Genomic DNA, 26,147 nt, shown 5'->3' with positions numbered 1-26,147 from the left:
ACACGCTGTGATCGGATAATTTGCACCCCGATCGGCGGTGCCATATCCAATGCATCCGCTGAACATGCCATGAGGAGAATTGCTCTTTTGTTCGCGATAAGCCTGGCCTGTGCCGCCTTCACGCAACGCTATGACCCGTTACGCCCGCCCGATTCCTTCCGCCAAGCGAACAATCCCTACTACTGGAAGAACTCCCCGCCTTATGCCGGCTATTGGCAGCAGGACGTCCACTACGACATGGACGCCCGGTTGGACGAGGTGCATGACCTGATCGAGGGCACCATCGACCTCACCTACTGGAACAACTCGCCGGACACCTTGCGCGAGGTCTTCTTCCACCTTTATGCCAACGCCGCAAAGCCTGGAAGCTATCTGGACCAGCTCGGAGGGGACAACCGCGCGAAGGGCGCAACGAACGCCGAAGCACCTGCCCGCGGTACGGATGTGCTGAGCATGACCGCGGACGGGAAAGAGGTGCAACTCGAGGTGGACAACACCATCATGAAGGTGACGCTACCTGAACCGCTGTTGCCCAACACCAAGACGACCTTCCATTACACGTTCATCACCCACTGGGGCGGGATGGGCCGGATGAAGCTCTTCAACGCATGGGGCTTCAAGCACTTCGACGGCACGCAGTGGTACCCCCGCCTTGGTGTGTACGACCGTAAGTTCGGTTGGGACACGCAGCAGCACCTCGGCTACGAGTTCTACGGCGACTTCGGCGGCTTCGACGTGGCGCTGGACATGCCCAACGACATGGTGGTGGAGGCCACCGGCTGGCTGCAGAACCCTGAAGAGGTGATGCCCCCCGAGCTGCGGAAGAAACTCGACATCGCCAACTTCAAGGACAAGCCGGGGAACGAAGCACCATCCGTGATCACGCCCTATCAGTCCGGTGTCCGCAAAGTGTGGAAATACCACGCGGAGAACGTGCATGACTTCGCCTTCACGGCCGATCCCACCTACCGCATCGGCGAGGCCGAGTGGAACGGGATCAAGTGCATCGCCGTGGCCCAGGAGCCGCACGCTGGCAAATGGCAGAACGCTGCGGAATACGCCGCGAAGTGCATCAAGGTGCATAGCGAGTACGTCGGCATGTACGGCTATCCGAAGATGGTGGTGGCCGATGCGCGGGACGGCATGGAATACCCCATGTTGACCTTGGACAGCGGTGAGGAACCGAACTACCGCATCCTCTTCATGCACGAGATCGGGCACAACTGGTTCTTCGGCATGGTGGGCAACAACGAGACCTACCGCGCCATGCTGGACGAGGGCTTCACGCAGTTCATCGAAACGATGGGCATGTCGCATATTGGCGAGGACACGCTGGTGATGGAGCCGGCCAATAACGCCTACGTGCGCAAGTGGACAAAGCCCACGCTCGCCCGCGATAGGCTGGCCTACAACAGCTACATGCGTGCCGCCGTGCGGGATGAGCTGCCCCCGATCAACACGCGCAGCGACGAGTTCTCGCGCCTGCCCACCGGCTACCGCATGGTGTACTACAAGACCGCCACCATGCTCTTCAATCTGCAGTACGTGCTGGGCGACTCCCTCTTCACCGCCGCCTTCCAACACTATTTCGCGCAGTGGAAGTTCAAGCACCCCTACGTGGAGGATCTCCGTCAGAGCTTCATCTCCTTCACCCACGTGGACCTCAACTGGTTCTTCGATCAATGGATCGATACCGGCAAGCAGCTGGATTATGCCGTGAAAGGCGTGAAGCACAGAGGTGCGGATGCGGGCCAGCAGATCCACTTCCGGCGCGCCGGCGAAATGGAGATGCCGATCGACTTCACCGTTAACGCCAACGATGGCAGAGCGTACAACTACCACATCCCGAATAACTGGTTCGAAAAGAAGACCGATGCCACCATGCTTCCGCGATGGATCGGCTTCGACGAGCTACAACGCGACTACTATGCGCAGGTGGACATCCCATCAGGCATCGCGGACGTTCGTATCGACACCACATACCGCTTAGGTGATGCCAACATGCTGAACAACAGCCTGAAGTTCCCCTTCACCAGCACCTTCGACAGCCACATTTACAACTGGCCGGACTGGCGCACTTATGAAGGTTTCGTGCGCCCCGACGTGTGGTACAACGGCTATGACGGCGCGAAGATGGGCGTGCATTTCCACGGCAGTTACCTACAACAAAAGCATCAGGTGTGGTTCACCGCCTGGCTGAACACGGGCTTGGGGCAGAACCTTCCGAACGGCCGGGTGAACACCGCGTACGATCCCGTCAGCTTCAACTTCCGCTACGAGAACGCCACGGAGAAACTGCTGCACGGCTCCTCGGTCCATGTGGCCGCCCGCCTGCTCGACGGACTGGAGCAGTACGAAGGTGGCTTTAACTGGAACGTGCCCTTCACCCGCACTACGATCTACACCAACCTGAAGTTCATGCTGCGGCGCGACAGTACCGACCTCACCTACCTGATCAACACGGACCAGTGGAACCTGAACGCGTTGAACAGTACGTGGAACACCGGAGTGGACCATCGCTACGACTGGCGCAAAGGCAACGGGCTGTTGAGCATGGAAGTGCGCACCGCAGGCATCGGCGCGGTGGATCCCTTTGCGCAGATCGTTGCGAGCGCGACCAACAACACGCGCATCGGGAAACTCGACCTGCGCACCCGGCTCTTCGCGCAATACGGCAGCGGCAATACCCCGCGCGAAAGCCAGCTGTATTTAGCCAGCGCCTCGCCTGAGGAGATGATGGACGACAAGTATGTGCGGAGCATCGGCTTTGTCCCTTTCGACTGGATGGGCTACGGAGCGGTTGTGAACCATTTCCAACAGGGCGGCGGCCTCGGACTGCGCGGTTATGCGGGCTACGTAGCCCCTACGCTTGACGCCGAGGGCAACACGATCCTCACGTATGCCGGCAACACCGGCGCGGCCATCAACGGCGAACTGGACCTCGACGGGCTGGTCCGCTTCCGCCCCGGAAAGCTGGCGGATTATCTCCATCTCGACGTCTACCTCTTTGGCGATGTGGGCACCATGGGCTACCGCACTACCACCGAGCTCGGCACCACGCAGATAAAACTGGCCACGCCCCGTGCGGACGCCGGCGCCGGAGCAGCCCTCACCATCAAGAAATTCGGTCCCTTGCAGGACATCAAACCGTTGACGATCCGTTTCGACATGCCGCTGGTGCTGTCCAACATTCCCGCCGGGGAGACGGAGCATGTCGCGTTCCGGTATGTGGTGGGGATCGGGAGGAGCTTTTGATCCTATGGCCATGTCCACCCCTGCCGCGTTCAACCCGGAAGTTCCTGGTACAGGACGGTCCCACGGCATGCTCGCGGTATGGGCGGCTTTTGTTTGTCTGATCGCCGTGGCCAGCTACTTTCATGAACCCTGGCGTGACGAATACCAGGCATTGCTGTTGGCCAATAGTTCCTCGGGCTATATGGATGTCATATGGCGCGCCCGGTATGAGGGACATCCATCGCTTTGGTACCTGATCCTTTATTTGATCCCCAACACTTGGGACCAAGTGGCCGTTGCGAAAGCCATCGCAGTGGGCATCATGGCCGGTGCGGGCTGGTTGATCGTTTTTCGAGCGCCCTTCTCCAACGCGATCAAGGCCGGAGTGCTCTTCGGCTATTTCTTCTGCTACGAGTATTCCGCTTTCTTCAGAAATTACGGGCTTGCGGTCCTGTTCTTCCTGCTTACCATCACGCTTCTGAGGTCGAGCCATCGCGGCAGACGATGGACTGCGTTTATCCCTTTGACCCTACTGCCGTTCACACAGATATACGGCGCCTTGCTAAGTGCCGGCCTGTTCGCCTGCATGGTACACATGCAATGGCGTGGTGAACGGATCCTTTCGACCCGTTCAGGCATTGCAGCCTCAGGCTTTTACCTGATCGCCTTCGCGGTCGCGATCTGGGACATAGCTCCCGCCCCGGATGCTAACTTCTTCGGCGCCTGGTCCTTGGAAGGAGCCAAAGTGCTGGACGCAATGACGGTCCCCGCGAAAATATTCCTGCCCTTCCCGGCAGTGGTGCCATGGAACTGGGACGGCACACTGATCGCGGAACTGGCGAAAGCCACTAGGCCGGATGCCTCGAAATGGCTGCTCACATCGGTCTCCGTCCTCCTCATAACCTGCGCCACCCTATCCCTGCATAAGAAGAGAAGCGCCCAGGTGCTATTCCTGTGCAGCTGCTTGTTCATCCTGTCCTTTTGCGCGCTCCGGTTCCACGGAAGCATGCGCCACCAAGGGTTGATCTTCATCGCGTACATCGGTAGTGCTTGGCTGGCGCGAACGGACGAGACTGGGCGTGTTTCCGTGACGCCTGTGAAAATGCGTTCATTCCTGCCGTTCATCCTTTTCGTCCAAGTCGCTTCGGGAATTACGATGATCATGGCCGATATCCTGCTTCCCTTCAGCGGGTCCGTAGGGACTGCCAAATTCCTGCGTGACAACGGACGGGAAGAAAACGAGATCTATTCAGCTTGCGAGGACCGTGGCATCTCCATTGCCGGCGCGCTGAACCGTCCGGTGTACTATCCGATCATCCATCGGGAAACCACTTACATGGAATGGAACAACGAACGTCGATGGGGCATATCGGAGGAAGCACATTTGGCAGAGTTCGACTCTCTGACAACTGCGACCCCGGGAATGCTGTACCTGACCGCAGAGCCACTTACGAATGAGCAGAAAATGGAACATCGCCTGGTATTGATCCATCAGTGCCCACCGACGATCCGATCAGATGAGTCCTTTTTGCTCTATGAGCGCAAACATTGACCGGTCTCGGTGCACCAAAGCGTGCTTATTAACGTTGGTCACCATGGTCCGTGCTGAGAAGCCTTGCTCCATGGACCCCGAAAAGCACATTGCACAGACCCGACCGGCTATCCTACACGCCATGTTCCGGTATGTGGTGGGGATCGGACGGAGTTTTTGAAGGAGGATCGATCGCCCCATTCTATCCGGTTCGTCGCTTCTTCGAGACCATTTCTTCCACCAAAGCGAGCAACTTCCGTCTTTCCGACGGCGGAAAACTGTCCATGATGTGCTGCCTCGCCCGCAGTCCGAGTGCGATCTGGTCCGACGCCAGCGCGGTGTCCAGGAGTTCCTTCAACCGGTCCGCATCCTTGGTATGCAAAATGAAGCCCGTATCGCCGACGATCTCAGGCAAAGCGGCCACCGAGCTGGCAATGGGTACACATTCGCAGAGCATGGCCTCGCAAGGCGCACTGGGGAAGCCCTCCCAAATGGAAAGCTGGAGGTAGAAACGGTGCCGCGCATAGAATCCCGGAAGCTCCTCGTACGGAATGAAACCGTACAGCTTTACGTTCGGCGGGACCCGCTCATATTTCATCGCAGGTGTGTTTCCCAAGATGGTGAACCTGCACTGCGGAAATCGGTCGGCCATTTGGAAGATCAAGTCGATCCCTTTGCGATGGAAGTTGGGCACGTTCATCTGTGCGGCAGTGATGAAGGAACCCGCTGTCTTCAACACCTCGCATCGGAAGCGCTGCGGGTCGTAACCGTATGCGATCACCGTGTATGGTGTCCGGATACCGGGGAAAAGACCCCGATAGCCTTGCATCACCGGGTCCTGTGGGTCGGAGGTGTACCTGTGCTCACTTTCCACCAAGCTCTCATCCACCGGTGCCAAATGATCGGCGAGCTGCAAGGACCAACGCGTGACCGGTCCAAGAGGCCAACGCGTAAAATTCCCATATCCGATGGACGGGAACTTCACACAGTCCGTTCCACCTAGCACCAGCAATACGGGTTTACGGAACACCTTCCCGAACAGGCAGGGCAGCACCGAATGATAGCCCGCGAACTGGCAGACGATGATGGAACTACCCGGTACGGTGCGGAGCAGAAAGAAAAGCTGGTTGAGCAGGCTGAACGGGGTGATCCACTTGCGCTTCGGCTTGAAGTGGAACACCGACACCTCGAATGCCTCGCTCAGCAGGGTGATATCGTTCCGCGCGAAAGACACGAGCACCGGCGTGCTGTACACAAGCCTGCGCTTTGGTCCCGGTTTTGCGCCCATGCGGCGAAGCTAAGCGGGGGTCGATCATCCTGAGCGCCTTTCTTTGCACCCCGTAATGGTCATCGGTTCCGGTCTGCTCGCCCGCGCTTTCGCCTCATTCAAGGATGATGACAGAGTCCTTGTATTCGCTTCAGGCGTGTCCAACTCATCCTCGGCCACTGAGGCGAATTATGCCCGTGAGCGAGCTCTGTTAATGGAACAGCGAGACACGCATGCGCGGTTGGTCTATTTCAGCACGTGCAGCCTGTTCGATCCGGCGCTCAAGGATTCGGAATACATCGGCCACAAGCGGCGGATGGAGGACTTGGTGCGGGAGTATTTTGAGGACCATCTCATCTTGCGCCTGCCCAATGTGGTGGGCCGCACCCCGAACCCGCACACGTTGTGCAATTTCTTCCGGGACCGCATCCTTTCGGGCGAACCGTTCAATGTGCAGACCAACGCCTGCCGGTATTTGATCGATGTGGAGGAGGTCCGTTCCGCCTGTTCACCCATCCTGTCGGACGGAAGCTACGGTGGCAGTACCATCAATGTTTGTTTCGACATGCCCGCTCCGCTCCCCGAGCTGGTCCGGGTCATGGAGCACCTTCTGGGCAAGATGGCAACGGCCCGGCCCGTGGATGCCGGCTCCTGCTACGAGGTGGACAACAGCGACTTCAAACGGATCTGGACCTCCACCGGGGCTTCATGGCCGGATCCGGGCCACTGGGCCTCAACATTGGCCCGGTACTACGGGGGCAGCTCGGCCACGACCGGTTAGCGCTGCCATCGCTTCCCTATGAACAAGCGCAGTTCCGGCGCGAGCTTCAAGGCGAACACCGCAGGCCAAAAGACCACGGACACCATCAAGGTCCGCACCACCATGTCAGCGACGTTGCCGAGGTGCAACGGCAACCACCACGCCAGGCCACCGGCCACGCCTGCAAGGAACAGCGCCCCGAGCATGCGCATGTCATATGGCCACAGGCCGAACCTCCGGTACAGGTACGCGGTCCGCAAGACCAATACCACCACTAAGGATATCAACGAGCTCCACGCGGTCCCGATCACTCCCATGGAAATGATCAGGACATAGTCCAAAACCACGTTCAGCCCCAGCAGCAGGAAGCTCAACAGGGCGTCCATGCGGAAGGCCCGCGAGGTGCTCATGACGCCCCCTCCGATCCCACCGGAAAGGCTGATGACATTGGTGGCGCCCAGTACAAGAAAGATCGGCATCCCGATCATATACGCGGGGGGCAACAGGGCGAAGATCTGCGGCAGGCTGGCACAGAAGCAGGTGAAGATGAACACGCCCACCACCAACTGCACGTTGGCGGAGGACCGGTAGATGCGTTCGATCGCGACCATGTCGTGCTTGCGCCATGCTTCGGCCAAGTGGGGCATCGCAGGCAGTGCCAGGGCACGTGCGGGCACCATGATCACCGATGCGATCAGGAACGCGACCGAATAGAAGGCCACATATTTCAGCCCATCGCTCAGGAGCGCGGCGATCATCATCTGGTCCATATTCCCAAGGATGATGGATGCGAACCCGCTTCCGAACGTATAGGCCGTGTAGCGTGCCATGCTGCGGACCAATCGCTTCTGTATCCGCGGCCACCGGAAGAAGTGGCGGAAAGTGCCCACCCTCCACAGATCCAACATCAACAGGCCCGTCCGCGCGAGGAAGGTCCCGGCGAACAACCATGCGAACGTGTGGAACGAGAGGTGGAACTTCACATAGGCAAGGATCAACACCGTCTGCAATAGACGCAGCACGAATTCATGTGCCAACACCGGGGCGACACTGCGGTGTACGGACCGGCTGATCCCGCGGAAGAGAATGTACCAGACCTCGGCGAGCACCATCGGCACCACAATGAGGCCGAACTCGCCGTAGAGCCCCTCTTTGTCGCCGAACCACTGCGTGAACGTGCCATGAAAGAGCCATAACGCAAGCATCGCCAGCAAGCCGCCCAGCGTGCCCAGCAGCAGGACCACGGCGTAGAAGCCGTGATGCCCGCCCCGACGCTCACGGAAGTATGGGAAGTAACGGATGGTGGTGCTTTCCAGACCGACCTGCGCGATCTGGGCGGCGATCACCGCGATGGAGACCACCAAGCGCGTGAGGCCCAGCTCGCCCGGGGTGAGGATCCGCGGGTACAGCAGTACCAAATTCACGAAGCCGAGCACCAGCCCCACATAGGTGAGCAGGGAATTGATGGTGGCTTGGCGGGCGATGCGTCCCATGATGCGGGCGCAAGTTGCGCACGTAGCGTCAATGATCCGATATGAGGCTGATGTGCAAACCCCAGTATCTTGCGCGCCGTTTGAACGGCCCGTTCCCAGTATGAGCCTTAGTAGCATAGTCCCGAAATGGATCGGGAAACCGGTCTTTAGCGCCCTGAACAGACTTTTTGGGCGTGGTGCGCAAGGAGCATAGTGCGGCCATTCCACGGGTGGAATTGTCTGAAAAGCACTTGAGGAACCTTCGCGTGGTCCCTGACCGGGAGGCTTTCCTCCAACAACTCCCGAAACATGGAACGGTCGCTGAGGTCGGTGTAGCCTCTGGCGACTTCTCGGCAATGATCCTTCGCCTGAACGACCCGGTAGTGTTGCATCTGGTAGACTTCTGGGGAAGTGACCGTTACGCTCCGGGCCGTGCCAAAGTGGAAGGCCGCTTCAGGGAGGAGATCGCCGCCGGAAAAGTCGTGATCGACCTCGGGCTGTCCACGGATGCGCTACCCAAGTTCCCCGATGCCACTTTTGATTGGGTATACATCGATACGGACCATGGATACCCCATCACTGCGGCGGAGCTGGAGATCGCCCGCACCAAGGTGAAGCCCGGCGGCATCATCGCCGGGCACGACTATGTCACCGGGAATTGGGACGGCGGTATTCGTTACGGCGTGGTGGAGGCCGTGCATGAATTCTGCGTAAAGCACGACTGGGAGCTGATCCTGCTCACCCACGAGACCGACCGCCACCTCAGCTTCGCGATCCGTCGCATCACTGCTTGACCGAACATGCGCAAGGCACTTCTACTCCTCATTTCGCACATCGTCCGGCTGGGTCCCGTCCAAGGGATCCGTGTGCTGTGGATCAAAAAACTGCCCAAAGGAAAGCTGCGGCAGATCGATGCTCCTTGGTTGGGCGGACGGCTGTGGCTACGGCCGGGCACCGCGGATATCAACACGATCGACCAGATCCTGATCGGCCCCTACATGCCGGTGGAAGCCGACTGGGATCCCGGCACCGTCATCGACTGCGGCGCGAATATCGGGTTGGCCACGCGCTACCTGCAGCACGCCTACCCCGAGGCACACATCATCGCGGTGGAACCGGAAGAGGGCAACTTCGAACTGCTTTGCAAGAACATGGAAGGCTATCCCAAGGTGGAATGCGTCCGTGCCGAGCATCTGGCCGGAAGAAGGCAAGCTGCAGTTGCAACGAGAAGGGCATCAGGAATCCGCCTACCGCACGGAGGCCGGGGATCAGGGCGATACCGATGCGTTGACCATCCCCGGCATTATGCAGCGCTACGGCATGGACCGCATCGGCCTGTTGAAGGTGGATATCGAGGGATCGGAACTGGAGCTTTTCTGCAAAGGCGATCTGGGCTGGATCGACAAGGTGGACCGGCTGTCCATCGAGCTTCACGATTGGTTCCGCCCCGGTTGCGGCAATGCCTTCTTCAAGGCGATCAGCCGCTACGACTGGAATTTCCAGTTCATCGGGCACGTGGTGTACTGCACCCGGGTGCGGCCCTGAGTTTGCTCGCTTCCTCACCGAACAAGAAGGGCGCATTATTCGATTGGCGGCCTTGCACTGCCCGTACTTGTCATAACACGTTCAAAGCCTGAACCACTTGCTCACAGGTTGCCGCGCGGGACCAGCGTGGGTCCGGTTCCGAAGTCGGTGCGTTGAACATGGCTTTGATCCGTTCGCGTTGCACCACCAGGCTTGGGCGGTCGACAACGGCATGCGGCGCGCTGTCCAGCACGCGTGACACATCACCCTCGGTAGGGCCTACGCCCAAGACCGGCCTGCCGGTGCTGACGTATTCGAAGAGCTTGCCCGGCAGGATGCCCATGAGGTTCGGCGTGTCGTTCACCAGCAACAGCAGAACGCGAGCGTGTTGCATTTGGCGCATGGCCTCCTCGTGTGTTACGCGTCCGGTGCGCTCCAAATGTGCGCCCAGTCCGGCTTCCGCCACGCTCTCCGCGATGGTGTGGTCCACCGGGCCGACAAAACGGAGCTTGAACTTCGCGGCGAACGCGGGGTCCTCATCACAGATCTTCTTCAAGGATTTCCACAGTTCCGGCGCGTTGCGTGTGGGCGAAAGCGACCCGATGTGGACCAGGCTGAAGTCGTCATCCACAGGCTCGGGCGGTGAGGGCAGGTCGTCGGGATCATAGCCGTTGGTGACCACCTCCACGTTCGGTGCGCCCAACTTCCGCAGGTCCTCCGCCCAATGCCAGGAAACGGTGAGCACCTTGTCGGCTTCGCGCAGCACCTCCCCTTCCAAACGCTTGTGCTTGGCATCGGCACTGCGGGTCAGCTTCAGTTGCGCATAGAAATCGATGTCCGTCCATGGGTCCCGGAAGTCCGCGATCCACTTCACGTCCAAGACGCGCTTCAGGCCCAGACCAATGAGGTGCATGCTGTGCGGCGGGCCGGTAGTGATGATGGCGTCCACCTGGTTTTCACGGAGGTATCTTTTCAGGAACTTCACGGAGGGACTCACCCACCACACGCGTGCATCGGGGATGAAGAAATTGCTCCGCACCCAGAGCGCGAAGTCCTCTTTCCAGCCGCCCTGTTTCTTCTCGTTAAGGAAGCCGACCTGCACCTTCTCCTTGGTGCTCCTTCCGGTGAACCGTTTGTAGAGGTTGAAGGGCTCGGTGATGGGCCGCTTGATCACCTCGATGTCCTTATGCACGTCGCGCAAAAGCCCGGGATCATCGGCGACCACCTCGGGGTTCTCCGGTGTGTAGATCACCGGCTGCCATCCATGCTCGGGCAGCAACTTGCTCAACTTCAACCAGCGGTACACGCCCGCCCCCCCGTTGGGCGGCCAGTAGTAGGTGATGATGAGGACGCGCTTCATGGCAGGATCACCACAGCGGCACAGAGAGCACAGAGAGGAATTGGCATGAGGTCCGGGTTTGTGTACTGGCTACAGGGTATTGAGTACCGCGTACCGAATGCAGGTACTTGCGGGCACAGCGCCGCATTGTACCCTGTACTCGGTACCCTATACCCTGTACCGACCCATGCAATTCGTGCATTTCTCCGTGTCCTCTGTGCCACTGTGGTGAAAAGTTCACGCCTGATCGCGACTCCGCTTCCACTCAAACCCCAGTGCCAGCACGACCAGCAGCAACAATACAAAGGAGCCCACCGAGGCGATGCGGCCACCGATGTTGAACGGTTTACTGACGACATGGAAACGCACGGTGTGTTCCCCGGCGGGGACTTTCATGGCGCGCAGCACGTAGTCGGCGCGCACGTAGGGTGCGGGCTTGCCGTCGATCTCGGCCACCCAGTCGGGTCCGTACCAGATCTCGCTGAAGACGACCACGCCGCCGTTCGCGCTGCGCACCGTGTAGTTCAGGTCGTTCGAGCGGTAGCCGATCAACTTCACGCTTGCGGTGGGATCCGGCTTTGCCACATTGGCCACTTCATTGTAGTAGCGTGCGTCCACTACCGCTGTTTTCGCGGGATCGATGGTGCCGAGCAGGGTGATCTCCTCGTTCGCATCCTTCGCCTCCTTCACCTCATTGACGAACCAAGCAGAGCCCAGCGCATGGGAATTGAGCAGCGGCGCTTTGTCATCCGCATAGATGATGTACTTGGTGTTGAGCATGTTCAGCACGGGCTGCTTGGCCAGCACACTGTCGATGCTTTGCGGCGTGGCACCTTGACCGAAGGCACCGATCACGTTCTGCATCTCCAGGTTCAGCTGGAAGTCGATCAGCTCCTGGTAGCGTTTCAGCTTGGCTCCGTGGTAACCGCCGATGCTCTTGTGGAAGTAGGCCACGTGGGCATCCTGGAACGGTCCGCGCATGGTGAGCACGCGGAAATCGGTGGTGCGGCGCAGGCTGCCGAAGCGCGTAATGGCCGCCTCTTCCTTGCTCACCAAGCGCTGCGAGCCGCTGAGCTTGGCCTTACTTGCCTTCAAACGTGCCAGTGCCTTGTCGAAGTCCGCTTCCGTGGCGGCGTTGCTCTCGGCCTGCAGGATGGCCATGTCCGCCGGCTGCGGCTTGTACGGGTAGGCATTGCTCTCCGGGCTTTCCCAGCTGATGTACTGCCCTTTGGCGTCCTTGTCGTTGTTCACATAGCGGCGGTCCACGCTCCAGAGGTCCACCAACACCAATAGGCCGATACCGGCCAGCAGGACCGTGCGCCCGATCAGCCTTCGCCCGAAGGCGAACACCAGCCCGCCACCGAGGATGATGAAGGCGAAGCTGCGCCAAGCGTCCATGCTCAGCACGCCGATGCGCAATTGCTTCAGCCCGTCGATGTAGGCCTGCACGGAACCCGCGTCCTTGGCGCTGTCCATCTGGGCGATCAACTGCGCCTTCTCGGAAGAGCCGAAGAATTCAAAGAGGCTGCCGGGGATCACGGCGATCACCAATACGATGAGCGCCAAGACGCCCGCGGTCATCAGGAAGCGGCGCTCCACTTTCTTCTCCCACTTGTCCGCTTCCATCATCCGGCCCAGGTAGAGCACCGCCAACACCGGCGCGGCCATTTCCACGATCACCAAGATGATGGTGACCGCACGGAACTTGTTGTAGCCGGGAATGTGGTCCAGGAAGAAATCCGTGAGCGGCATGAAGTTGTGGCCCCAGCTGAGCAGCAGCGTGAGCACGAACGCCGCGAAGAGCGCATAGGCCAATGTGTCCTTCCACAGAAAAAGACCCGCCAACAGGTAGGCTATCAACAGGATCCCCACGACCACAGGGCTGTCGATCTGGGCCAGGATGATCACCAAGGGGATCACCGCCAGCATCCACCATCGCGCGCGCGCCTCCGCCTGCACCAGTAGCAGCAACATCAACAGGATGATGATGGCCCCGAGGTAGACCGGCCCGCTGGTGAAGTCCTGGTCGCCCCAGTAGTTGTTCACGTAGCCGCCCGCCTGGTACTTCTCCAGCACGGCCTTCTTCAAGGCGGGATCGGTGATCTTGTCCAGGTCCTCGCGGCTTTGGAGCATCGATCCGCTCGCGCCGCCTTTAATGTCCGGCACCAGTAACGAGAGGCTTTCCTGCTTTCCATAGCTCCAATGCGTCACGTAATCGCGGTCCAGCCCGCCGGTCTTGTTGTCAACGTCAGCCTCGCCTTGCGGGTTGATCGTCAACTCGCTCTTGCCACGCGTGGTGTGGGCCCCGTATTCCATGGTGCTCCATAGCAGGCCGATGTTGCACAGCACCGCGAACGCCACGCCGACGAGGCCGAGCGCGCCGCGCCCTACGAAGTCGGCGATCCGTTTTTCATTGAAGGCCCGCCAGGCTTCCGCCAGCCCGAAGAGCACGAGCAACATCCCGAGGTAGTATGCGATCTGCACGTGGTTGGCATGCACCTCCAAGGCGAGGAAGAGCGCGAAGAGCGCTGCGCCCAAGAGCTTCCGGCCACGCAGCAGCACATACAGCCCGCCCAACACCATGGGCATATAGCCGATCGCCGAAGCCTTGCTGTTGTGCCCCGCTTGGATGATCACCAGAAAATACGAGGAGAAGGCAAAGGCGACAGCGCCCAACAGGGCCAGCCAGGGATCCGTCCGCAGGCAGAGCAGCAGGATGAACATGCCTACGAGATAGAGGAAGACGAAGGAGGCGGGACGCGGCAGGAAGCCGGAGAAGACGGAGTCCAACCACGTGAGCGCATTGGTCGGCCAGATCACGCCGATCTGGTAGCCCGGCATGCCGCCGAACATGCTGCCCGTCCACAACGGCTCCTCGCCATCGAAGGCCGCGCGGTGCTCCTGCATCTCTTGGGCCATGCCGGCGTAGTGGACCATGTCCCCCTGCACCATGCGTTTGCCTTCCAATACCGGGCTGAAGTAACCCAGGGTGAGCACGAAGAACGTGACCACCGCCACCACAACAGGCAGCATTTTCTTCCAGTTCATCATTTTCATCCCGTAGTGGTCGGTCTAGTCCTTGATCTCTTCAAAATCGGCGTCCTCCGCATCCAGCGGGGGCGCATGATGCTCCACGTCCTCCAGTTTCTCAATGCGGACCTCGCCTTTGGGTCGCGGTCGGTCCGTGGTCCAATGGGTGTTCCTAGGGCCGGGATTCACATTCTTCTCGCGGACCTTCATCCAAAGCCGAAGTATCTGCCAAATGATCAGCAAGATCAGTATCGTCCGCAAGGTGCCGTTCGCCGAAAGCAGGTACATCGGCGCGAATGTAGGGGCGGACGCTCGCTTACACCCGGCTCCGGTGCCATCGTTCACTTGGAAGAAACCTGCCACACCCCGTTCATTCCCAAACCCTTACATTTGCGCCCCCGTTTCCGCGACAGGTACGGCTTTCCCCCCTTTTCCCCTCCTCATGTCCTCCTTCGAATCGCTCGGTATACGGGCCGAAATACTGCGCGCCCTCACCGACCTCGGCTTCGAGAACCCCACGCCCGTACAAGAAAAAACGATCCCGTTCCTCCTTACCGGGGAAGGCGATATGGTGGCCTTGGCCCAGACCGGCACAGGTAAGACCGCAGCCTTCGGGATCCCATTGCTGGAGCGGATCGACAAGGACCTAAAAACGGTGCAGGCACTGGTGCTCGCACCCACGCGTGAACTGTGCGTGCAGATCACCAAGGACATCGAGCATTTCGCAGCACACCTGCCCGGCATCAAATGCGTTCCGGTGTACGGAGGTGCGAACATCCGCGATCAGATCCGCGGCATCCAGCGCGGTGCCAATGTGGTGGTGGCCACTCCGGGCCGCCTCATCGACCTGTTGGAACGCGGCGCGGTGGACCTCGGGCACGTCAAGGTCGCCGTGCTGGACGAGGCCGACGAGATGCTCAACATGGGCTTCCAAGAGGACCTCACCACCATCCTTGACCGCACGCCGAAAGAGAAGCGCACCTGGCTCTTCAGCGCCACGATGAGCAACGAGGTGCGCCGCATCGCCAAGAACTACATGCGCGAGGCCGAGGAAGTGAGCCTCGGCGGCGCCGGCAAAGCCAACGAATCCATCCAGCACCGCTACACCGTGGTGATGGCCCGCGACCGCTACCTCGCTCTGAGGCGCTTCGTGGACGCCGATCCGGACATGTTCGCCATCGTGTTCTGCCGCACCAAACAGGATACCCAGGAACTCGCCGAGAACCTCGGCCGCGACGGCTATAACGCCGATGCCATCCACGGCGACCTCAGCCAGCAGCAGCGCGACCGTGTGATGGAGCGCTACCGCTCCAAGAGCCTCCAACTACTGATCGCCACCGACGTGGCCGCGCGCGGCATCGACGTGAGCAACGTGAGCCATGTGATCCACTTCGACCTGCCCGGCGAGGTGGAGAGCTACACCCACCGCAGCGGCCGCACCGGGCGTGCCGGAAAGACCGGGATCTCACTCAGCATCATCGGGAGCCGCGACGTGTTCAAGGTGCGCGGTCTGGAGCGCCAGCTGAAGGTCCACTTCACCTATGTGCGCGTGCCGGACGGCTCGGAGATCTGCGAGCGCCAACTGCTCACCTTCATCGGCAAGCTCAAGGCCGTGAAGGTGGACGAAGAAGCCATCGCCGGTTATTTGAACGCCGTTGAACTGGACCTCGCCGAGCTGGACCGTGAAGAGTTGATCAAGCGCGTGGTCTCCTTGGAATTCAACCGCTTCCTCAAGCAGTACAAGGATGCACGCGACCTCAACGTGGACCTTGCCCGCAAGGACCACAACCCCAAGGAGCGGAAGGAGAAGACCGAGTACGGACGTTCTTCCGGTGGCCCGATGCGCTCCATGTTCATCAACATCGGCACCAAGGACGGCTTCGACAAGGGCAAAATGCTCGGCTACCTCTGTGGCATCACCGGCCTCACCGGCCAGCACTTCGGGCGCATCCTGCTGAAGGACATGTTCAGCTTCATCGACATCGACAGTGAGCACTTCGACGAGGCGATGGGCCACTTCAAGGCCGCGAACTACAAGGGGCGCAAGATCCGCGTGGACGAAGGAGGAGGTGCCACGGGTGCCCGCGATTTCAAGGAGGACAAGAAGAAGTTCAACAAGGCGCGGCGGACGGGAGTTGCATAGGCGTCCTCGTCCCGGTAAACCACGGGCAACTGTTGGCGTAGGCTCCCGTCTTCCTGTTGATCAATAACAGTGAACGATGATGAAAGCCTTCACCGCCGCCTTCAGTATGTTATTCTTGGCCAACGCCGGAATAGCGCAATGCGGACCCTACAATCATCATCCTGTGTGGCCGGACTCAATTGGTTTCTCATGGGTCAATTTGGGTGAGTGCGGTGCTACATCCTGTCTTTGGGACAACGGGTCCACGGAGCCGATGACGGAACTTCCGATCGGCCCCCATACGATCACCATGTTCAATGGAACAGACTTGCTGGGCACATATCCATTGACCATCGTGCAGGACCGCTGGAACCTCAACCAGCAATTTTACGTGACTTTCCTAGGCCTAGAGATCGACATCTTCGGAGGCATCGAGCCATATGGCGCTCCGCAGATCTTCAACAATCCCGAATGTGTGGTCCCAGATTCGACAGTCGCCTACCTTTTGCAGGATGGGATAGCTATCGACAGTGTGGTCGGGACAGACTTCACATACCAATTTACTCAGATCTGGCCGGGGCTGCCTTTTGGACATACCTATCAAACGAAGGTAGTGGACCACTCACATTGTGGGTCATACGGTATCGAGCCGCTCTTGACCGCCTATTCATCCGGAGAGGTCGAGTTCACGATCAATTCCCAGGATGCCGACGAAAGTGTTGGAGGCAGTATACAGGTGGCTGGTCTTACAACTGACCCGCTCTCACCCCTGCCCCCGCCCACGCCCTTCACTGGAACATTTGCCCTTTACCAATTGCCGGATCACACACCAGTGGGTTCCGAGCAGGCCGGTACTACTGCCTTCTGGGACAACTTGCCCGCCGGGGATTATGATGTCTTCTTCACCCCGGACAGCCTCTGCAACCTCTCTGACACCGTGATCACGATCGGCACCACCACAGGTATCACGGAAGATCGGGCCGCGCATGGGGAACCCTTGGTGGTCTGGCCGCAACCCGTGCATGATGTACTGCAGTGGAAACCATCGGCCAATGGCGTCGTCCGCGTGCATGATACGCAAAGCCGCTTGATCGTGACCGGCCCGGATCGCGGTCGGCTTGACGTGTCCGCAATTCCCGCAGGTCTGTATCAACTTCAGATCGCTCAAGGGACCCGGGCGCAATGGGCGAGGTTCATAAAGCAATAGCAATGTCGCTGGCTTTTGAATAAAGGCCAAGTACGTTATGGACTATCTCGCCACCCTTTTAAGCGATCGGAACAAGGCGAACATCCAGCGTATAGCCGACCACATCGGCCGAGATCGGAAGCGCTTCGCCGCACTGATGGAGCTGGTGCTTCACGGCACATCACGGGAGGCACAGTTGGCCTCGTGGGCCATGTCCATCGCTTGTGAAGCGCATCCGAAGCTGGGCGGACCATGGGGCGGCAAGATGCTCGACCTGCTCGACCTTCCCTTGCACCAAGGTGTGCACCGTAACTTGATCCGGACTTTACAGTTCTGCCCGCTGCCCAAGGCACTTCATGGCCGGATCACGGAGGTGATGTTCGCCATTGTCCAAGACCCGGCACAGCCCATTGCCTCACAGGCGTTCAGCATCACCGTGGGCATGCGCATGGTGAAGTTCTACCCGGAGCTCGCTGCGGAATTCAAGCTCTTGCTGGAAGAAGCCCTCCGCGTAGACCCGGGACCGGCCGTGCGTTCTCGCGCCACCAAGGCCATGCGCACGCTTGACCGTCAGGCGCGCACCCGCACAACGACCTTCCGTTGATCGTGTCCATCACGCTGTTCAGGCCAAGCCAAGCACTCCAATGAAAGCCCTCACCGCCGTCCTCCTTCCTCTTGCCCTGTTCGCCGCCTGTGGAAGCAGCAGCTCCCCGACCCCTGCGGACAATGCACTTCCTGTTGATCCAAGTGGACAAATACCGGAGCTCTCCGGTCTGAGCACGGCACACTTCGCCGAGGGCTGCTTCTGGTGCGCGGAAGAAGTGTTCGAAAGCGTCAAGGGCGTGAAAGAGGTGATCTCCGGTTATTCAGGCGGAACGGAGAAAAACCCCACATACGAGGAAGTAAGCAGTGGCAGGACCGGCCATGCCGAATCCATTGAGGTGTACTTCGACCCCGAGGTGGTGAGCTTTGAAACGCTGGTGAAGGTCTTCTTCGCAAGCCAGGACCCCACTACGCCTGACCGTCAAGGCCCCGACGCCGGTGCGCAATACCGCTCCATCGCTTTCTATGAAACGCCAACGCAGAAGGCGACCATCGAGGATGAGATCAAGAAACTGAACGCTTCCGGGCAGTACGACCGGCCCATCGTCACGCAGGTGGTGCCGTTCGAGAAGTTCTGGCCCGCAGAGGCCTACCACCAGGACTACATCAGGCACAACCCCGGCGATCCTTATGTGCAGAGCGTTTCAATCCCGCGATTCGATCGGTTCAAGGCGAAGATGCCGGAGGTATTGAAGTGAGCGGCTGGCGCGATCTTTGCGTGCCGTGTAAAACTGATCCGGCGCGGTGCTTCGGTCCTGCTGAAAAAAGCGAGCTTTGCGGCCCCAAATGCGCCTTTTCCCCCTCTTCTTCTTGTGTACCGCCGCCATCCTCGTGCATGGCCAGGTTCCGTGCAATATCACCGTGCAGGTCAACTCCCCCACCTGCCCGGGTGATGCCGATGGGTCCATTACCGTAGTGCCCAACACCCCAAGCCTGTACTTCTACATCTGGTCCCATGATCCGGGCTTGCAGGACCCCGTCGCCACGGGGTTGGCTGTTGGACCGTACACGGTGGAGGTCTTCGACACCACCGGATGCTACAGCGTCATCGATACGGTGGTCGTGCCTCCGACCGTGCTGCCTTTGGGTACGCTCACCGCCACGGACATCAGTTGCGCGGGGCTCGACGACGGCAGCGTCACGCTTACCGAAGACCCCGGCCCCTACACTTGGCAGTGGGCCGACGACCCCGCGGTTACGGACTTTACCCGGAACGACCTGGGGCCGGGCATCTATTCGGTCCTGATCAGCGGTGGGACCTGCCCTTCCTTCCTCTCGGTGGAACTAGGCGATCCCGGCATCAACATCAGCGGCGAGGCCGTGTATTGCCCTGCTTTTCCATCGGTGCTCTCAGCTGACCCGGTCTTCGGCTTCCAACCGGACGTTTACCTCTGGAGCACCGGGGATACAACAGCCTCCTTCACCGTGGTGTTGGGCACCGTGGGCAACGTGGACGTGATCGCCGTGGACACCACCTCGGGCTGCATCGTCACCGCCAACGTCTTCCTCACGCTCCTGCCCCCACCCACCGCCATCTTTGCCGCGCCGGACAGCCTCTGCCTCCGCTCGCCCGGAACCGGCATCCTGCTGGCCACCAATGCGGATTCGTTGGTCTGGCGCTGGGGAACGAACGGTTTCAGTAACAACAACTTCCCCACGATCGTCTTCGACCGACCCTATTGGCAGCCCATTTCCTTGCAAGCCTTCGATGTCCTCGGCTGTGGCAACGAACCCGTCACGGACAGTGTCTTTGTCCGCCCCCGCTTTCCGGCGACCTTCACGGTGGAGCAGATCCCCTGTACGCCCGGGATCGAAGTGAATTTCGCCAGCGAGGCCGATTCCTGTGCCTTTTTCGTGGGCGACCGCTGGGTGCTGGGCCAGTGCCGCGGCACTTACCACGTGGACCTGGAGCGGTACAATGAATACGACCTCACTTTCTACTCCACCCGGCCCGACCAATGCGACGACACGGCCAGTGCGCACATCGACGTTCGCACAGCTCCCACGGCTTTTCTCCCGAACGCGTTCACGCCCGATGGTGATCAGATCAACGACACGTGGCCAGGGCATTTGGACATTCCCGACCTCGACTATCAGGTCCAGATCTTCGACCGCTGGGGAAAGCTTCTGTGGACCACCACGGATACCTTTGAGAAATGGGACGGTGCCAAACTGCCTCTCGGCGTTTATGTCTACGTCATGCACATGCGTGACCCGTGCGACCCCAGATCGGAACTGACACGAAAGGGCTTTGTGACGTTGGTCCGGTAGCCGCGCCACACCGCTTCCAAGCGGCCCACGCTCACACCCGGACACCTATTGCAGGGGCACTCGCCGATGCGGAATTCTGCGTGGAGTAGCGGCTCGCCGTACGCGGGAGGTGGATGAACCCCAAACAAATGCAGGGTGGGGCCGGTCCGGATCCAAGGCCCGGAAGCCCGCACTGGCACTCCGGATCCCGGACAAATATGACATCCATCATACTTCAATCCGCCGGGATCTCTCAAGCTTGACCTACCGAAACAACCCTATGATGAAACGATACGCCTTGCCCATAGCCTTAGTGATCCTCGCCACGGCCCATGTCCGGGCACAGAACCCTTTGGCGATCCCGCCCGCGATCGAACTGGACACCTTCGACCTGACGCTGGATGAGCACACCCATGAGTTCTATCCCGGGGTGGTGACGGACACCTACGGCATCAACGCACCGTACCTCGGGCCCACGCTGATCCTGCACAAAGGGGATACCGCGCACTTCCGGATCCACAACCAGTTGGCGGAGATCAGCGGCATGCACTGGAACGGCATGAACGTGCCACCGGAGTTCGACGGCAGCCCGCCCAGGGTGATCGAGCCGGGTGACATGTGGAGCGTGAAGTACAAGGTGATCGACAAGGCGAGCGTGTACCTGTACCATCCGCACACCATGAACCTTATCGGGGCACAAGTGGGCAAAGGAGCGGCCGGCCTTATGATCGTTCGCGATGATGAAGAAGCCCAACTTGCACTGCCGCGAGATTATGGCGTTGATGACTTTCCCTTGGCGGTGCAGGACAAGAAATTCTCGCCTTCAGGGCAGTTGGTTTCTTCACCCTATGGCGATTCGATCTTGGTGAACGGCACGGCGCATCCGTATTTGGAATGCCCGGCACAGGTAGTGCGGCTCCGGCTGCTGAACGCTTCCACCGCCAGGTACTACCCGTTCGGCTTCGAAGGGGATGTCCCGTTCCAAGTGATCGCCAGTGAAGGAGGTCTGCTGGCGGCCCCGGCAACCATGACCCGGATCATGCTGGGAAGTGGCGAACGCGTGGAACTTCTCCTTGACCTCACCGGTATGGAAGGCGACAGCCTGCTATTGATGAGCTATGGCAGTGAACTGCCCAATACCGTCCCAGGCTCGAACAACCTCCTCTGGGAAAGCAGCTCGCTCAATGGCGTCGATTTCCCCATCCTGCGCATCCGTGTGGGGCCACAGAGCAGCAACCCGATCACAACGATACCTGCCACGCTGGCCGATGTACAGCCCTATCCCGAGGCCTCGGCGGCGCGCACACGCATCAAGGAGATAACGGGGACCGGCTTGGTCGGCGGATTGGGCATGTTCATGATGAACGGTGAAGGATGGGACATGGACGTGATCAATGACACCATCATGTTGGGCGACACCGAGATCTGGACCTACATCAACCACTCCAACATGGCCCACCCGATGACCATGCACGGGGGATCCTTCTTCGTGCTGGACCGCAACGGCCAACCGCCCGCCGAGTGGGAACGCGGGCCGAAGTCCGTCGTCCAAGTGGATGTGGGCGACACCGTGCGCGTCATCATGCGCTTCGCCGAATACACCACCGACGGCTGGCCCCTGATGTACCATTGCCACAACCTGATGCACATCAACCACATGATGTGGCAGTTCATCATCGTGGACCCGACGGCTTCCGTGGCCGGAACGGTGAAGGTGGAACATCCCCTCGTCTATCCGGTACCCTCCTCCTCGCTGGTGCGGTTCAACACGTCCTTCCCGGTGATACAGCTGCGCCTGCTGGACCTGTCCGGTCGCGAGGTGCTGCGTGCGGAAGGCCCGAAGATGACCGAAGGCACGATCGATCTCGCAAGGCTTTCACCCGGCAACTACATCGCCCTGTTCACGGGCTTGGGCAAACAGGCGCAGGCCATGGTCGTTCGGGAATAAGCCGTCCAAGCGCACATACCCCCACCGCTCATAGGTGGAACTTCTGCCGAGCTCCCGGCAGGCGGATCTGCGGTCGCGTCCCGATCGTGGTCGGGGATAAAAACTGCCGAAAAAACCGGACCGGTGGTGCTGCGAGGGCATCCCCCCAATTCGGGGGATTCTACAGGTCTTTGGCCCCAATTCCACCTACCTTAGTATGGATGATCGATCACCCTTGAACATCCAAACCATGAAACGCCTCACACTCCCCCTGCTTTCCGTCATTGTCCTTCTTGCGACGAGCTGCGGCAACGATCCACAAGAGGACCAGTTCGACGATGGACAGTACGGTTACAACGGCCAAGAGCCGGGAGATCCTGGAATGCAGGAAGGGAACGGCAGCATGCCAGGCCGTTCCAGTGGGGATGAACGGATGGTCATGTATCCGGTGACCGACCCGAACACGGGCATGGTCAGTCAGCAGGTCCCTTTGCCCGCATCCTGGAAGGTCGCCCAAGGCGCCCAAGGCAATGGACCGGCCATCACGGGCCCTGGTGGCGTGAAAGTATACTACTGGAATGGCGGGACATTCACGTATTCCAACGACCCGTCGATGCAGCAGAGCTACCAGATGGCCGGGCAACAAATGCGGCAACCCGTTGATATCCAAACCTACGTGCTACAAGATGTTTCACAGGCGATGGGGAATAAGGGGATGCGTTTGATGAAACAATATCCGCTGCCACAGATCGCGGCAAGCAATCAAGCGTATTCGTCCAAGCTGTACAAAGTCGCACCGACACGCGACCACTTTTCAGCCATGGGCACCGAATGGACGAACGCGCAGGGCGAGCCGATGTTCATGATCGTGAACATGATGGTGAGCCAAGGGCAGAGCAATGTGTTCTGGTACACGAACATGCAGGTCGTTACTGCTGAAAAGGGAGCCATGGCAAGCGCGAAAGCAGCGTTGGTCAACAGCATCGTGAACACGCAGTACAACCCGCAGCAGATCGCAGCATACAACGCCAGCGAACAGCAGAAGGCTGGCCAGAGCTGGTCGCAACACAATGCACGGATGCAGGAGAACCAGCGGAATTTCGATCAACGGCAGGCCATCCATCGCAGTACCACGGAAGCCGTCAACAACAGCATAATGGGTTCCTACAACTCAAGGATGCAGGCCAGCGACGAGAACCAACGCGGCTTCCTCAACTACATCAAGGACGAGAACACCGTGCGTGACAACAGCACCGGCGAGCGCTACCAGGTGCAGAGCGGCGCGGACCAGTACTGGATGAACAACAACCAAGAGTACATCCCCAGCAACGATGTGATGTACGACCCGAACGCTGACCAGAACGTGAACAACCAGCAGTGGCAGGAAGTGGAGGTCGAGCCATGAAGACGCGTTCCGAACAGGTCCATGAACGACAGAACAGTGGTCTACTTTGATCGGACCATCGGAACGTTGCCGCTATCGCACTGCGATCGAATGCCAAGTGACCGTATCACCCCGGTACACACCCACAGGATAAAGGCCCGCAGCAACGCCGTTCAGTGGAACATCCACCCTGGAACGGCTCCCATAGTCCCGGTCCAGCACCACGCGTCCTTGGCTATCGAGCACACGGATGCGGATCGGCGCCGGATCGCCACGTTGCTCCACCCGGAAACCTGACGCAGCGGTGGTCGGGTTCGGCGCGATGATCAAGGGAGAGGTCCCTGCGAGTTCTTCAGGCACAGCCACCGTACCTAAGATCGTGGTGTCCATGTTCACCACCACGCCGAACGGCGGCCCCCAGCCTCCGTCGTCGTCCTTAGCCCGCATCCACAGGACATTGATGCCCTCTGTCACCGGCACCGGGATCGCTCCTCCTTTCACTGCCTTGATCGCATGGTCGAACGCCCCGTCCGCGGCCAACATGGCCGTAGCCATGCCCTCCCCGGGATCCGTGTTGAACCAGTACTCGGCCGCAGCAACGTGGATCGCGGGAAAGCTGACGCTGCCCGGTAACACCTCCACCACAATGCTGAACGGTGCGCTCCAATGGCTGTTCACATCCAGTATGCGTAAGCTCAACACATGCATGCCCGCTGCAGGCAACTGCGTGATGTCCGCACCGATCGCTTCCAGCGCATCATCATAGTTCCCGTCCAACGCGAGCAATGGACCGCCATTCCCCTCGCCGGGATCGGTATCCCAGTAGTACTCGCCTTCGCTCACCTGGATGTCCGGAAAGCTGACAGCGCCAGCCAATACTTGGATCAGCGTTTGGAAGACCGGCCCCCAATTGCCATCCTCGTCCTTGGCCCGGATGGAAAAGGTGTGCTCGCCCGGTGAAGGAAGTGCCACCGTCTCCGCCAGCACGGTTTCCAAGACTTGACCATAACTTCCATCCACGGCCACCATCGGTGAGCCGTTGCCTTGGCCGGGATCCGCACCCCAGAAATACTCGGTGTTCAGCAGCCCGGTCTGGGCTGCCAACTGCGTGCAGAGGAGCACAGGTAGGAACAGAAGAATGAAACGCGTTCGCATGAGCACCGGCATTAGCGGTCGAAGGCCACGGCCTTCACACGCAGTGTGGAACCGGAACGCACATTGAACGGATGGCCGGTGAGGTAGACCCGCGCAGCACCCGTGTGCATGGGATGGAAATTGTTGAGCGTGTATGAACCACCGTAAGCGCCCGCATCACCCGTGGTTAGGTCCAGGTCGCTGAGCACCGGTGCCGGATTGCCCCCGTCGATGCAGGACGGCGCACTGGCGAAGGTGCCGTCCGCGTTCAGCGTGATGGCCTGGTCCGTGGTGTTGTCCGAAGCGAAGGTGAACCCGGCGGAGATCGGTGTGCTCATGTTGTTGGACACGTGGTTGAAATACACGTTGATCTGGCCTGAATTGCCACTGTCCTTGTTGATGCCCCGGTTATTGGTACCGCTCCATGTGCGCGTGATCGCATTGTTCATCACTTCCCACACGCTCCCGGTGTTGGTGTTCGCGAGGCTGATACCGTAAGTGGTGGACGATCCGGCGTACGCGGTGATCGTATTGTTCCAGATCAGGTTCTGCACGCCGGTGTTGTTTCCTTCGTAGACCTCGATCCCCATCCAACCATGCTGGATGTAGTTGTTCCGGATATGCAACACCTGGCTCTCCGAGCTGGAGAAAATACCTTCATAGCCTACTGCGCTCTTCAGCTTGTTGCCTATGACAGCACAGGTGTCCAGCGGAAAGCCCGAGGAACTGCCCGATATGCTGATACCGGCAGCGTTCTGTGCCGACCCATCGATGTCGCAGCCCACCACGTTGCCGTAGTTGACGGCCACGGTACCGTTCATAAAAGTGCAACCGACGATATCTGCCTGGAAGTTGTTATTGCTCAGGTTCACGTATCCATTCACGAAGTAGCTATCCATAAGGCGCACAGAAGTACCACGTACAGTCCCTCCTGCACCGGCCAGGATGTTACCGGACGTGTTCCGCATGCCGATGATAGTGACCTCGCGATCGGCAGCACCAGTGATCGTGTAGTTCCCTTGGACGTAGAAGAAGTCGTCGTTGGAGAAACTCAGGAATTGCAGACTGGCATTCACCATGATGTTCTCGATCCATGGGATGTTGCCCGCCCGGTTCTTTACGATGATCCGGTCTCCGTCCGAAGCGGCTGCTACCGCCGCCGTGATGTTGGAGTAGGCCGGTGCCTGCCCGAATTCCTCCACGATACGGTCCGTGGCCAAAGCAGAAGCGGACACAGCGAATGCGACCAAGGTGAAAAGAGCTTTCATTCAAGTATGTTGATTGTTCGGCGACGAAAATAGCCCTTCAGGATCAGTAACCCGCACAGCGTTGTGATCGGATGCGGATCCTCGGCATCCAACACGCCGTCCGGAACCGTCGCGGA

Annotated in this window: 19 protein-coding genes and 1 pseudogene; 13 read left to right on the top strand and 7 right to left on the bottom strand. The window is 59.6% G+C overall.

The annotated features are described in order from the left end of the window. Positions 1-69: 69 nt before the first annotated feature. The gene (locus tag IPP95_15345; GenBank protein ID QQS72518.1) at positions 70-3,255 is read left to right on the top strand and encodes a M1 family metallopeptidase; all 3,186 of its coding nucleotides are present in this window, start codon (positions 70-72) and stop codon (positions 3,253-3,255) included. A 10-nt stretch (positions 3,256-3,265) separates the two neighbouring features. Next, a complete protein-coding gene (locus IPP95_15340; GenBank protein ID QQS72517.1) occupies positions 3,266-4,786 on the top strand; it encodes a hypothetical protein in 1,521 nt (506 codons plus the stop codon). Positions 4,787-4,967: 181 nt separating this feature from the next. On the opposite strand, the gene IPP95_15335 is transcribed toward IPP95_15340, so the two are convergent. Next, positions 4,968-6,053, bottom strand: coding sequence for a glycosyltransferase family 4 protein (locus IPP95_15335; protein QQS72516.1), 1,086 nt, complete (start codon positions 6,051-6,053; stop codon positions 4,968-4,970). 193 nt (positions 6,054-6,246) lie between these two features. Between IPP95_15335 and IPP95_15330 the strand changes: the two genes are divergently transcribed. Next, entirely contained in the window at positions 6,247-6,813 is a 567-nt protein-coding gene (locus tag IPP95_15330; protein ID QQS72515.1) for an NAD(P)-dependent oxidoreductase, read from the top strand. On the opposite strand, the gene IPP95_15325 is transcribed toward IPP95_15330, so the two are convergent. After that, entirely contained in the window at positions 6,810-8,285 is a 1,476-nt protein-coding gene (locus tag IPP95_15325) for an oligosaccharide flippase family protein (GenBank protein QQS72514.1), read from the bottom strand. The two genes, IPP95_15330 and IPP95_15325, sit on opposite strands and share 4 nt — an antisense overlap. A gap of 245 nt (positions 8,286-8,530) precedes the next feature. Between IPP95_15325 and IPP95_15320 the strand changes: the two genes are divergently transcribed. From IPP95_15320 to IPP95_15310, 3 genes and pseudogenes are all read left to right on the top strand, one after another. Further along, the gene (locus IPP95_15320) at positions 8,531-9,058 is read left to right on the top strand and encodes a class I SAM-dependent methyltransferase (GenBank protein QQS74290.1); all 528 of its coding nucleotides are present in this window, start codon (positions 8,531-8,533) and stop codon (positions 9,056-9,058) included. Positions 9,059-9,064: 6 nt separating this feature from the next. Beyond that, positions 9,065-9,463, top strand: a pseudogene (locus IPP95_15315) (FkbM family methyltransferase). Further along, positions 9,447-9,809, top strand: a complete 363-nt coding sequence (locus IPP95_15310; GenBank protein ID QQS72513.1) for an FkbM family methyltransferase — start codon at positions 9,447-9,449, stop codon at positions 9,807-9,809. The pseudogene IPP95_15315 and the gene IPP95_15310 overlap by 17 nt, the downstream one beginning before the upstream one ends. 70 nt (positions 9,810-9,879) lie before the next feature. Here the strand turns inward: IPP95_15310 and IPP95_15305 are convergent, their stop codons facing one another. The 3 genes from IPP95_15305 to IPP95_15295 all read right to left on the bottom strand — a co-directional run bounded on the left by IPP95_15305 (position 9,880) and on the right by IPP95_15295 (position 14,445). After that, positions 9,880-11,148, bottom strand: a complete 1,269-nt coding sequence (locus IPP95_15305) for a glycosyltransferase (protein ID QQS72512.1) — start codon at positions 11,146-11,148, stop codon at positions 9,880-9,882. 216 nt (positions 11,149-11,364) lie between these two features. Beyond that, complete coding sequence (locus IPP95_15300; GenBank protein ID QQS72511.1) at positions 11,365-14,184, bottom strand: hypothetical protein; 2,820 nt, start codon at positions 14,182-14,184, stop codon at positions 11,365-11,367. Positions 14,185-14,199: 15 nt separating this feature from the next. After that, positions 14,200-14,445 carry a hypothetical protein gene (locus tag IPP95_15295; protein QQS72510.1) on the bottom strand — a complete coding sequence of 82 codons (246 nt, stop codon included), beginning with the start codon at positions 14,443-14,445 and terminating at the stop codon, positions 14,200-14,202. A 154-nt stretch (positions 14,446-14,599) separates the two neighbouring features. Here IPP95_15295 and IPP95_15290 point away from each other — a divergent pair, with 154 nt between their 5' ends. The 7 genes from IPP95_15290 to IPP95_15260 all read left to right on the top strand — a co-directional run bounded on the left by IPP95_15290 (position 14,600) and on the right by IPP95_15260 (position 23,650). Then, the gene (locus IPP95_15290) at positions 14,600-16,300 is read left to right on the top strand and encodes a DEAD/DEAH box helicase (GenBank protein QQS72509.1); all 1,701 of its coding nucleotides are present in this window, start codon (positions 14,600-14,602) and stop codon (positions 16,298-16,300) included. A 253-nt stretch (positions 16,301-16,553) separates the two neighbouring features. Continuing rightward, positions 16,554-17,486, top strand: a complete 933-nt coding sequence (locus IPP95_15285) for a T9SS type A sorting domain-containing protein (GenBank protein ID QQS72508.1) — start codon at positions 16,554-16,556, stop codon at positions 17,484-17,486. Positions 17,487-17,523: 37 nt separating this feature from the next. After that, positions 17,524-18,069 (top strand): hypothetical protein, encoded by a 546-nt coding sequence (locus IPP95_15280; protein QQS72507.1) that lies wholly within the window; start codon positions 17,524-17,526, stop codon positions 18,067-18,069. A 40-nt stretch (positions 18,070-18,109) separates the two neighbouring features. After that, a complete protein-coding gene (gene msrA, locus IPP95_15275; protein QQS72506.1) occupies positions 18,110-18,766 on the top strand; it encodes a peptide-methionine (S)-S-oxide reductase MsrA in 657 nt (218 codons plus the stop codon). 88 nt (positions 18,767-18,854) lie between these two features. Beyond that, positions 18,855-20,339, top strand: a complete 1,485-nt coding sequence (locus tag IPP95_15270) for a gliding motility-associated C-terminal domain-containing protein (GenBank protein ID QQS72505.1) — start codon at positions 18,855-18,857, stop codon at positions 20,337-20,339. 262 nt (positions 20,340-20,601) lie between these two features. Then, the gene (locus IPP95_15265) at positions 20,602-22,266 is read left to right on the top strand and encodes a multicopper oxidase domain-containing protein (protein QQS72504.1); all 1,665 of its coding nucleotides are present in this window, start codon (positions 20,602-20,604) and stop codon (positions 22,264-22,266) included. A gap of 229 nt (positions 22,267-22,495) precedes the next feature. Beyond that, entirely contained in the window at positions 22,496-23,650 is a 1,155-nt protein-coding gene (locus IPP95_15260) for a hypothetical protein (protein QQS72503.1), read from the top strand. Between the two features lie 72 nt (positions 23,651-23,722). Here the strand turns inward: IPP95_15260 and IPP95_15255 are convergent, their stop codons facing one another. Both IPP95_15255 and IPP95_15250 read right to left on the bottom strand, forming a co-directional pair. After that, entirely contained in the window at positions 23,723-24,784 is a 1,062-nt protein-coding gene (locus IPP95_15255) for a hypothetical protein (GenBank protein ID QQS72502.1), read from the bottom strand. Positions 24,785-24,795: 11 nt separating this feature from the next. Further along, positions 24,796-26,031, bottom strand: a complete 1,236-nt coding sequence (locus IPP95_15250) for a hypothetical protein (GenBank protein QQS72501.1) — start codon at positions 26,029-26,031, stop codon at positions 24,796-24,798. Positions 26,032-26,147: the final 116 nt, after the last annotated feature.

Source organism: Flavobacteriales bacterium (assembly GCA_016700415.1).
GTDB lineage: Bacteria > Bacteroidota > Bacteroidia > Flavobacteriales_F > PHOS-HE28 > PHOS-HE28.
Note: the sequence above shows the minus strand (reverse complement) of the source record. Positions and strands in the feature narration are given on the sequence as shown.